Below are 11,823 nucleotides of genomic sequence, written 5' to 3'. Positions count from 1 at the left end.
TCCTGTTCTATAAATGATTATTAAATATTAAAATATATTTAATTATATAAATTATATATTTAGAAATTTACCATTATTAAAAAAATTAGTAAATTATTTTAACTCTTAATTTTTGTTACATTCATAAGTGTAGTACAAATGAAAAAAGTATTTCAAGGATATTACAAAATGAAAGCGGATACATTTATAATTTGTTAAATATATCCGCTCTTATTTTATTTTTTACAGCATAACGCTATTTAACTTTTCCAACATAAGTCTTATTAGCTGTTACATATTCTCCATGACCAATATAGAATCTGGTCAATCCTTTGTAGTTAACAACTTTATCAACGTTAAAGATTTCACCATGATATGCTCTTCGAGCGACATTATTCTTACTGAATTTCTTCCCAGTATGAACCAATGCACCCTTTGGTTTAATCACTCTAATTTGTTTAAAATTATGTTGATAATATACATTTACAACACTATTATCGGCAGCAATTACACCAGTACCACTCTTGGATACAATACCACCACCACGAACACGATATCTTGGTGTTCCATTCTTGTAGTATTCAATACCCACAACTTTAAAGATATTAGAGTCATATCTTGGCTTTCTTACATATTCCTTAATACGATCAGACCTTGTGAACTTCACATTACTGTGGGTGAAAATCTTTCTAACATTGTAAACGTATTTAGGCATCTTACGTTTCATTTCACGTTTATATGCACTCATGTATGATTTTGCATAGGTTAATGAATGAGTAATGTTCAAATTAGTAGGCACAGCATGCATTGATTTAGCCTTTTCAATTCCACGCTTAATACCTAAGTTATGTTGATGACGTTGTTCAACTTTCATCCCTTGCTTAAATGCATGAACATAAATTGCATTTTTACCAGCTAAATCATGTTTGCTTAAACGTTTGTTGGCCTTCATCGTACGTTTTGCAGCAGCAATCCCATGCTTGTAACCACTGTATCCATCGTCATAGGAAGCTTTATCTTGTTTATTACTAAACTTCTTCATTAATGATTTATTAGCTGCATCTCTCATTCCAGATAAGCCAAGTAAACCATTACGGTAACCATCATTATAGCTAGATGATGATACTTTAGCATTTTTAATATTTCTCAATGCATTCATTTCACCAAGGTAAAAGTCTTGAGTATTAAAACCTTTATTAGCTTTATTATGATTAATATTTGGTTTATTGACAGTGTTAGCATGCAGGTCATTATTAGATGATGGAATTACAATATCGTTTTGTCCCATCTTGTATGCATGACTGTATACACTCTTATCAATAGCATTATTAGTATTTGGATTGGAAGCTTTGCCACTAATACCATCATTATATGCAGCTTGAGCTTCTTTATAGATATTATTATAAATATCTGGGTTCAAGCCACTAGGTACGTTCGAAGTATGTTTACCATTACGAGCATCATTAATAGCATTATCCATTGCTGTTTTAGCAGTGTTGTAACCATTCATATAATTTTTATCATTATTTTCAGGTTGCTTACCATTAATATTATCACTTAATCCACTCAATACATTCTTAGCTTTATCATAGCCCGCCTTTTGAGCTGGAGTTAAATTATTATGGTCAATGTTATTAGCACCATTCATAGTTTGTTGATACATATTTTGAGCATCGTTATATGCGTTACGACTAGCTGCTTGTTCAGCAGGAGTTCCTTCATTAGGAGTATTTGAATCACCATTTGTAAATTGATTCAAACCATTCTGAACGGCTGCTTTTGCTTTTTGCTGAGCATCATTAAAGGCATTACGATAAAATGGATTGTTAGCTTTATTAGGGTTGATTTGATTGTTACCACCATTAGCATAGCCATCTTTTATTCCTTGATATGCCATATCAGAATTAGTATTACCGTTATATTTGTCATCATTAGATGGGTTATTTTCATTTGCAGCCTTTTTAGCTTGATCAACATTAGTATTAGCATCAGTAATTACTGTCTTTTCAGCTGGACTCAAATTTGTATTAGGACCACCATTTGCTAAAGCATTAGCTGAGGCTTGGGCTTGATTATAAGCTGCATTGTAAGCATCTTGATAAGTACGAGATTTAGTATTTAAGTCAGATGGCTTTGGTGCAGAATTAGCACCCGCAGCAATCCCATCATAAGTAGCTTGATAAGCTTGTTTTTGATCATAACTACCTTGGTAATCTTTTTTAGGATGTTCTGAATTTTGGGCATCATTAGCACCATTGGCTTCATCAATTGCCATTTGAACTCCAGCTTGATATGATGGGTCGTTATTTGATGGATCAACTTGGTTCTTTCTTTGTTCATTATAGCCATCTTGAGCTGAATTATAGCCATCATTATGAGCATTATTTATTGCATCATTACGACCTTGAGAACTGCTATTTTCACGACCATTTCTAAATTCATTTAATCCAGCTTGTGCTGCTTGTCTAGCATCATTATTAGCTTTGTCATAGGCGCTCTTATAATATGGATCTTTAGCTTTGGTAGGGTCAATCGTATTATTACCATTATTAGCATAACCATCTTTAGCACCTTGATAGGCTTTGTCAGCATTAGTATTGCCTGAATATTGTGCATCATTATCTGGATTATTAGCATCAGCAGCTTTAATGGCATCATTCATTACTTTGGATGCTTGATGAGCAGCTTGTTGTTGAGCGTTAGACAAATCAGCAGGAATTTTATCGTCAATAATATCAGTAGCATTGGCCTTAGCTTTTTGATCAGTATCATTATATGCCTTGTTGTAAGCATCTTGATATGCCTGTGATTGCTTATTCAAATCACTTGGAATTGGTTGACCATTCATAGCGGCTTGCGTTCCATCAAAGGTAGCTTGGTAAGCTTGCTTTTGAGCAGGACTACCATTATATGAAGCATCTGGTTGAGAAGCATTATTAGCATCACTAGCTCCTTGATTGGCAGCATTAGCCATTTTAATACCAGCTTGATATGATGGATCATTATTTTGACTATCAGCAGTTCCATTCATTTGAGCTTGGTAACCTTTTTGAGCTTGTTGATAACCATAGTTATCAGCTGCCTTTCCAGCATTATTTGATTCCGTTGGATTATTAGTTTCACCATTTACATATTGGTTAGCTCCATTTTGAGCAGCTTGTTGAGCTTGTCTTTGGGCGTTATCAAATGCATTTTTATAGTATGGATTGTTTGCTTTGCTAGGATCCATCTTTCCAGTTCCACCGTTAGCAAGACCAGCTTTAGCACCTTGATATGCTTGATCAGCATTAGTATTACCAGCGTATTTAGCATCATTAGCTGGATTATTATCATTTGCAGCATTAGCAGCATTAGTAATTGCTTGTTGAGCATCAGCATTAGCTTGCTTTTGGGCAGGTGTTAAATCAGTTGGAGTATTACCTTGAGCAATCTTATCAGCATTTGCTTTGGCTTGTTGATAAGCTTGATTATATGCATCTTGATATACCTTAGGTTGATTACTCAAATCAGGTTGAGCTTGACCATTCATGGCAGCTTTGATTCCAGCAAAGGTAGCATTGTAAGCTTGTTTTTGCTCATCACTACCTTGATAGTTAGGATCAGGTTGATTAGCATTTTGTGCATCGCTAATACCTTGATTCTTATCTTTAGCCATTTGAATCCCTGCTAAATAACCTGGATTCTTATTAGTAGAATCTACAGGATTGGCATTATATCCAGCTTTAGCTTGGTTAAAGGCAGTGTTTTGTGCTTCTGATACTGGATCGTTTTTATCACTTACTTCAGTTTGGGATTTACCAGCTTTAAACTCGTTAATTCCATCTGTAACGGCACGACTAGCATTTTGTTGTGCTTGATTATAAGCACGCATGTAAACAGGATTACTGCTAGTTGGTTGACTCTTAGGATTGTTACCTGCTTTAAATCCGTCAATTGAACCATTATAAGCTTGATCATAATTACTATCACCAGTATGTTGACCATCATTATCAGGTGTATTTTGGCTTAACGCTTGTTGATAAGCATTATTATAGTCATTAACACCTTGTGAGTAAGCTTCACTAGCCATTTTATCGTTATTTAATTTATTTTGGTCAACAGGATTACCTTCGGCACCCTGTTGTGCTAAATATTGAGCATTTTTGTAAGCCTTTTGATAAGAACTATTATAGAAATCATTGTTTTCTTTAGGATTCATTGGTTTACCTGAAGCACCATCCATAGTCCCATCTTTACTTCCATTAAATGATTGTGATTGAGCAATACTACTTGGATGTTCTAATCCAGTTGACAAATCTGTTTTGGCTAATTCTTGTCCACTTTGTACATCCTTTGCAGCTTGAACTCCTTGTGCATAGTTAACATTTTTATTATTCCCATCTACATCATTAGCAATTTGATTTCTATATCCTGTTTGAGCCTGCTCAAAGCCTTTATTTTGGGCAGCACTTAAAGCATCATTTGATGACGAAGTACTACTGGAGCCTTTATCATTACCTTGAGCAAATTCTTGGGCACCAGTATTAGCTGCTTTAGCTGCATCATTTTTTGCTCTATTATATTCATTTAGGTATACAGGATCATTACTTTTAGGTGAACTATTAGGCGTTGTCCCATCAGTAAATCCATCACGGGCACCTTGATAGGCTTTATCAATATTAGAAGTACCATTATATTTACTGTCATTTGTGGTTGGATTATTTTCTAAGGCGATATTATAACCATTTTGAGCATCTGAAGTCCCTTGTGCAAATGAATTACGGTCAAGTGGAGTAATAAGATTATTTTCGTTTAATTGACCTGCAGCAGCACGGTTAGCAATATCATTAGCATGTTGATAAGCACTATTATATGCATCTTGATATACTCGTGATTGTTTGCTTAAATCAGGTTTAGTAATTCCACTTGCTCCGGCTTTACTCCCATCAACGGTAGCATTATAGGCATCGATTTGATTTTGATTTTGACCTTGATAGTTAATTCCTTGGGTAGGATGTTGTTGAGCATATTGAGCTCCAGTATTTTTATCTTGGGCGGCTTTGACACCAGCTCGATATGATGGATCAGTATTAGATTGATCAACTGGATTAGCATTGTAACCCTTTTGAGCTTGTTGATAACCATATTGATCAGCTGATTGTTCTGCCGGCGTACTTTCAGTTGGTTTATTATTTTGCCCGCTTAAGAATTGATTAGCACCATTTGAAGCAGCTGTTTTAGCTTTTGCTTGAGCTACATTAAAGGCATTTACATAATTTTGGTTGCTAGTTTTTGTAGTATCCATACTACCATTACCGCCATTAGCATAGCCATCTTTAGCACCTTGATAGGTCATATCAGCATTGGAATTACCTTGATATTTACTATCATTAGCTGGATTAGCTTGCGCAGCATCAGAACTAGCATTTTGATTATTATTATTATTATTGTTAATAGCAGCTTGTTGTCCCGGAGTTAAAGCTGCACCATTTTTTTGTGCCTGTTGGGCTTGATTGTAAGCATTATTATAAGCATTTTGATAAATAGGTGACTGCTTATCAAAATCGCTTGGCTTAGGTGAATTATTAGCTTGGGCATTATTACCAGCGACTGTGGCTGCATATGCTTGCTTTTGAGCAGGACTACCATTGTAGGCATCCCCTTGATTAGGATTATTTTGTGCATCCTGAACACCCTTAGCAACATCATTGCAAATACCATTAAATTGATAGTTATACATCTTTTGATACAAAGGTGGTTGTGAACTAACATCACTAGCTTGATGTTTTGTATTATAATCATTCAAAGCTTGATTATAAGCATTGAAACCAGCTTGATATGAATTTGCTTGGCCGTTAACACTAGCATTTTGATTTTGTGCAGCTAACTTAGAACCATTCATGGCATTAGTTTCTTCATTGTAGCCCGCATTGTAAGCAATGTTTTCTGGATCGTTATCACCGGCATTAGGATTTGGTAGATTCTTATTGCCATCAAGTGCATTTTGAAAACCATTCATTGCAAATGTGAAAGCTTGATTATAGTTATTTTTATAACTATTAGTTTGACTATTGTCTGCTTGATTGTAACCATTTTTATCAAATGCATTAGCACCATCAATGTATCCTTGAGCATCGGCTTTAGCTCTAGCATAACCTTTAATAAATGAACTTGGATCGGCAATATTATTGAATGATCCATTAACGACATCATAATTGCTAGCTTGTAGATTTTGCAAAATAGAATTTACATTCGATTGATCGTTTAATCCTAGATTAGGATTCTTGCCATACAAATTATAGCCGGCAGTTACACTATCATAAGCATTAGTGTAATCAGGATCTTTTTGATACATAGTAGAACTTTTATCACTAGTTTGATTAGATAAATCATCTAATGCATTATCAGTTCCTTGGTTGGAGCTATCAATAGATCCAGCTGATAGTACCGAATTATTCTCACTTAAATTACCATCGCTGGTTTGATTACGACCTTCAACACTAGAAGTATACTTATTATTAGCTATCACTTCATTGACACCACTAACACCATAACGAAGTCTAACTCCATAAGTGTTATAAGATGGGCTACCAGCGGGTAAAGTAAAGCTAATAGGGATTAAATCATTTTTACCATTAATTTGAACTTGTTGATTGTACTTATCCTTATCAAGACTAGAGAAACTATTACCAATAGATGGATTCCCAATAGTTTGCATATCTGTATATTGGGGAATGCTTTGTCCATCAGAGTTACCGGCAACATATTGAATATATACAGGACCAGCAGTTGAACTATATTGAGCAACTCTAGCGTAACCATTAATTACGGTATTACCACTTAAATTTTTGGTTACATAGATTGGTCCAACAAAATATGCCGATGGAACCGCAGCTATATATAGTGACTGAGTATTGATATTTCCAGTCGTTTTCTTACCATTTTGGTCAGTACCAGTATAATTTCCGCTTGAATCCATATTGAAGTCATAATACCAAGTATCATTAGGTTTAGCGGGATCAGTATAGGCACGAACAGTGTACCCATTAATACCAGCAGTAGAGAATGAACTATTATTATTAGAATTTCTTAATAGATTAACATTCCTATTGCCAACATCATATACATTAAGTTGATTCCCATTAATTAGGTTAACAACTCCATTAGTGTTACTACCATCAACAGTTAAAGTTCCACCACTGTTAATATTCATAACAGAATTATTATTAATTAAACCAGCTGAGTTATTGTTTGTTCCAGCAACTTTAACATTCAAATTACCACCATTAAGAACATCAATAGAACCATTTGAATAAATTAATACATTTTTTCCATTGGCAAACTCCCCATATGCTTCTGCATTAATGGTTCCGCCATTAATATTAATATTACCATTGCTATGAATACCTGAAACATATTGACCATATTTGGTTTCGGGATAAACATTTAGAGTAGCACCTTTATTGACATTAAGTGATGAATCAGCATTTTGAATATCAATACCATAATTATTAACATTATCTGGACTATTTTGACCTTGAGCAGCACCAGTAGGCATTAGAGTCATTGTAGAATTTTGGCCTAATGTTAAATTACCCCTAATTTGAAGAGTTGTTCCACCAGTTTGTTGAGCAGTATTTACGAAATACTTAGCACCAGCTCCTAAAATCATATTATTAATTTGCACTCCTGGTTGATAGTTACCACCATTACCATAGATATTATCAGTTTGAGTTGCCATTGAATTGAATGGTGAAGTATAAGTATCAACATCATCTTGATTAACACTTCCGTTAACGTATACATCACTATAATATGAAGAAACCAACTTAGACCCAATATAATTAATATTAGAGTAAGTTATAGAATAGGTGTTTGCGTTATTATCATTACCAGTGTTATCAAAAGCAAATGGTCCATAATAACTGGCACCATAAATAGTCTGAAAATTATGGATATTCAATTTAGTGTTAGGATTATTGGGCCAAAAAGTATAATTAGTATCAGTTTGATCTAACATATGATTTTGACCATCGATATCTAAATTAGTAGAATTAATATTTTTAACAGCTGTTAATGCAAACTTGTCATAATTCATATAAGCAATATCGTTAACTAGTTTCAATGAATTAACGTTAGCCATATCATTTTTGAACACGTTATCCATTTGAACGGCATTACCAATATAAACCGTTCCGTTTTGAGTTTGGTTAGCAGCATCATTATATCCACTTTGATAATATGCCGAATTATTGGTTCCTGAATAATTATTAACAGTCGTATTTGTTCCGGATTGTGTTTGACTAATTTGTTTATTTACGGCTGCTTGAGCACCTAAATAAGCTTGATCATATGGATTAGTTGAACCTGAACTAGGTTGATAGAATGACTTCATGGTATTTGAACCATTAGTTCCATTCCATTTACCAGCTTTAGCATCTTCAGCACCTTTATTAGCTAAAAAGTAATTAATTCCATATTGATAAGCTAGTGCATAACCTGAATTATTATTATAATTTTGTTGTTGATTATATTGATTTTGTTGACTAACAATTGCATTATCATCAGGTTTAGCAACCTGGACAACTGCAGAATTGCTAGTATGAACACTAACATTACCCTTGGAATTGAATTTATCGTTTAGGTAATCACTATAAGATTTAACATTATCTCGATTTTGTTGTGGAGTATCATTTTGACTTTTATTATTATCTGCTAACCATTGTTGATAATTTGTGTAATCTTGATTACTAGTTCCTTCATTTTGTGTCACATTATTGTAATCAGATTTAGCATTATTAGCACCATTATAGGCAGCTTCATAATAATTTTTACTTGAAGTATCAGTTTGTAATGATGAATTATCACCTTTACCATTATAGGCATCTGAAGCTCCAGAATTCATAACATCTCGATAATTATTATATTGATTTACTCCAGATTGATAATTTGAATTGATCTTATTATTGTTTGACGCAGGATTATTCGTATTATTTTTATTCTGGCTTTGAACAATATTCTTATCACTATTCATTGAGTCCTTAAATCCCTGACTAGCGGAATTATAAGCATTATTATAATCGGAGCTGGTATTAGTATTATCTTTAACACCATTTTGCCAATCTTTTATACCTTTATCATTGTTACTTGTACTTTGATTTTGTTGAACAGCATTAGTATAAACTTTATTTTGAGTAGATGGATTAGTCTGAGCACCTTGCATAGAAGTAAGATTGCTTTGTTGTAACTGGGCACTAGAAATTGGTTGCCTTTGTCTAGGATTGAAAGTTACTTCATTAGAATTACTTTGGTCACCATTTTGATTCTTTGATGAAATATTTTCAGTATTATTAGAATTTTGATTATTATTAGGTTCATATTGAATAACATTATTAGAATCTTTATCATCAGCCTTAACATTCATACTACTACTAGCGAAAACTGATGCACCAAAGAATGCAAATGATGCAATTGAAGCAACAACCCAGTGCTTCTTAACCTTTTTCATAATCTTTTTGTCATTGGATTTACGAAATTGTTTTTTGTTGTATTGCATTTAAAGCATCCCCATCCAGAATTATTTCAACAATAATTAATATGTACATAATTATTTTCTACAAGTAAATAATAATTCTAAACTAATATAACTATCAAAGATTTTGCTTAAAAAAAAAGAGCTCAAATTTTAGTAATTTTGAGCTCTTTTACTATTTAATTGTCACCGATATTACAGTAATCGAACGAATTAAAATATATAAAATCATAAATATAGTTAATTCCCGATAATTCTGCATCAAACTTTTCTTAAGTTGATTAAACCAATTATTAAAATAACCTTTTTTATCGTTATCATTATCAATCACATCAAAACTAATCTTAGTCAAATAATAAGCAAGCATTAAATGAGTAATTGTAAATATTAATTCCACAACTAAACCGATAATATTTAGTCTTGGTAATGTATAGTATGCTTGCACTAAAATTTGTCCTGCTGTCATGAGCATGAATATATTAGGTAATAAAGTTAATTTACGCGATGGAACTAAACTAAAAGCTACATATAATATGACAATAATTATTAAAGAAATTAAAGACCAAATATAATCACCTAGATTAGTAAACAAGAACGTAACATCAATATCTTTGATTCCATCATAGTGATATTGAATAAAGCCGGCATATACAGCAAACACAAAAAAGATTACTGCAAATAGCCAACCCTTAATTGACATTTTTAACTTACTTTTCATAAGACCACCCTTTTGAAAGTAATTTTACCTTAAATTTTATTTGAATGAAAATCATTATGAATTTTTTCTTTTAATAGTAATGACCAAGTATTTTCATCATGAAAGCCATCTAATAATAATTCGTTTTCTCTTAAGACACCATCTAAATGAAAATTACATTTTTTAGCAACATTGTTACTAGCATTATTTTCAACCGCTGCATTAATAATGATTTTGTTTAAATCATAATGATTAAATCCAATATCTAACATCCCGATTACACAACGATGAATAATTCCATAACCCGTAAAATCTTTGCCTAACCAATATCCAATATCCGCGGTATGACGGTTTTCATCAAAGCCATTAAAACTGATAGTACCAGCAATATCTCCGTGATATTTAATAACTACTATTAAGGATTTATTATTTTGATAATCTATTAATGAATTAGATAAAAAGATTTGTTCATCTTTAACCGTCTGCATATGTTTAACCCAAGGCAACCATTTCATAATTCGATTCCGGTCTTGATCAATTAAATTAAACAAAGCTTTCGCATCATGATCAATATCAGGTAATGATAATTCAATCTCATCGTCAATTTTACATGGAAACATACAAATCACCACTTTTTATTAATATACAACTCTTCTAACATAATGATTAAAACGTGAGCTCCAATGTGGATCATTTAATGATGAAATCCCGACACCACCAGTATCAGCGGAAGGAGAATCATGAATAAATAAACCATTACCTAAATAAAAGGCAACATGACAGAATTTCCCTTCTGATTTGTCATCAAAGAAGAAAATATCACCACGTTTCATATGCTTATAATTAACATGGCTTCCCATGTTTTTTAAAGTATATGTTGATGCACTTGACATTGCACCTAAGCGAACCCCAGCTTTGGAATACATATAATGAACAAATGAAGAGCAATCAAATTGGTGCATACGTACACTTGATACTGTACGACCTTTTCCCCATGCATAAGGTGATTTGCCATAAAGCTTATAACCGGCTTTAAAAGCAGTTTCAATTTTTTTATTCGAACCACTTAGTCCAGCCAAATTAAATTCTAAATATTTACCCCTAATATAATAGTTTCTACCATTATAATTAAAACGATAATACCCTTTACGTAAATTAGTTTCAGCACGGCCATTCACTTTAACTTCTTGGTTAAAGATACCTAATGAACTAGTGGAACCAATTTTTTTAGCCCCAGCAGTTTCATAAGGCTTGTTATAAAGTGCTGCATCGTCTTTCACTACTTTCATTGAGTAGTCCATATTACCAAAGCCAGTTACATACTGAGTAAAAGCATTCTGATTAATCCAGCCCTTGTTAGTCTTAACGTAGGTAATTCCACCACTGCTTTGCGCAATACGAGTTAATTTGAACTTCTTACCTTTATCATACTTAGCAGAACTTAATCGATATTTCGAATTAGGTTCTTTATAAAAATGAAATTTAGTGCGATATAAAGTTTTGGCTTCATTATAAGTACTTTGTTGAGTTGTTTGAGCATTATCATCCGCATGTGCAGAAATATTATTTATGCCTAAATATAAACCTGATACTGCCGTGGCTAATGATATCCACTTAAGAACATTATTCTTCATTA

General features: G+C 32.9%; 4 protein-coding genes. All 4 read right to left on the bottom strand.

From position 1 onward, the window contains the following. Positions 1 to 235 precede the first annotated feature (235 nt). The 4 genes from MOO46_RS06710 to MOO46_RS06695 all read right to left on the bottom strand — a co-directional run bounded on the left by MOO46_RS06710 (position 236) and on the right by MOO46_RS06695 (position 11,821). A complete protein-coding gene (locus MOO46_RS06710; RefSeq protein WP_249510909.1) occupies positions 236 to 9,514 on the bottom strand; it encodes a DUF5776 domain-containing protein in 9,279 nt (3,092 codons plus the stop codon). A gap of 151 nt (positions 9,515 to 9,665) precedes the next feature. After that, the gene (locus MOO46_RS06705) at positions 9,666 to 10,208 is read right to left on the bottom strand and encodes a hypothetical protein (protein ID WP_249510908.1); all 543 of its coding nucleotides are present in this window, start codon (positions 10,206 to 10,208) and stop codon (positions 9,666 to 9,668) included. A gap of 29 nt (positions 10,209 to 10,237) precedes the next feature. After that, on the bottom strand, positions 10,238 to 10,807 hold the full coding sequence (locus MOO46_RS06700; protein WP_249510907.1) for a GNAT family N-acetyltransferase: 570 nt from the start codon (positions 10,805 to 10,807) through the stop codon (positions 10,238 to 10,240). A gap of 18 nt (positions 10,808 to 10,825) precedes the next feature. Continuing rightward, the gene (locus MOO46_RS06695) at positions 10,826 to 11,821 is read right to left on the bottom strand and encodes a C40 family peptidase (protein WP_249510906.1); all 996 of its coding nucleotides are present in this window, start codon (positions 11,819 to 11,821) and stop codon (positions 10,826 to 10,828) included. Positions 11,822 to 11,823: the final 2 nt, after the last annotated feature.

This window comes from Apilactobacillus apisilvae (assembly GCF_023380225.1).
GTDB lineage: Bacteria > Bacillota > Bacilli > Lactobacillales > Lactobacillaceae > Apilactobacillus > Apilactobacillus apisilvae.
Note: the sequence above shows the minus strand (reverse complement) of the source record. Positions and strands in the feature narration are given on the sequence as shown.

What these genes read in the sequence shown, in the direction of transcription:
- MOO46_RS06705 (WP_249510908.1), bottom strand. Translation starts at nt 10,208, where the DNA reads ATGAAAAGTAAGTTAAAAATGTCAATTAAGGGTTGGCTATTTGCAGTA.
- MOO46_RS06695 (WP_249510906.1), bottom strand. Translation starts at nt 11,821, where the DNA reads ATGAAGAATAATGTTCTTAAGTGGATATCATTAGCCACGGCAGTATCA.
- MOO46_RS06700 (WP_249510907.1), bottom strand. Translation starts at nt 10,807, where the DNA reads ATGTTTCCATGTAAAATTGACGATGAGATTGAATTATCATTACCTGAT.
- MOO46_RS06710 (WP_249510909.1), bottom strand. Translation starts at nt 9,514, where the DNA reads ATGCAATACAACAAAAAACAATTTCGTAAATCCAATGACAAAAAGATT.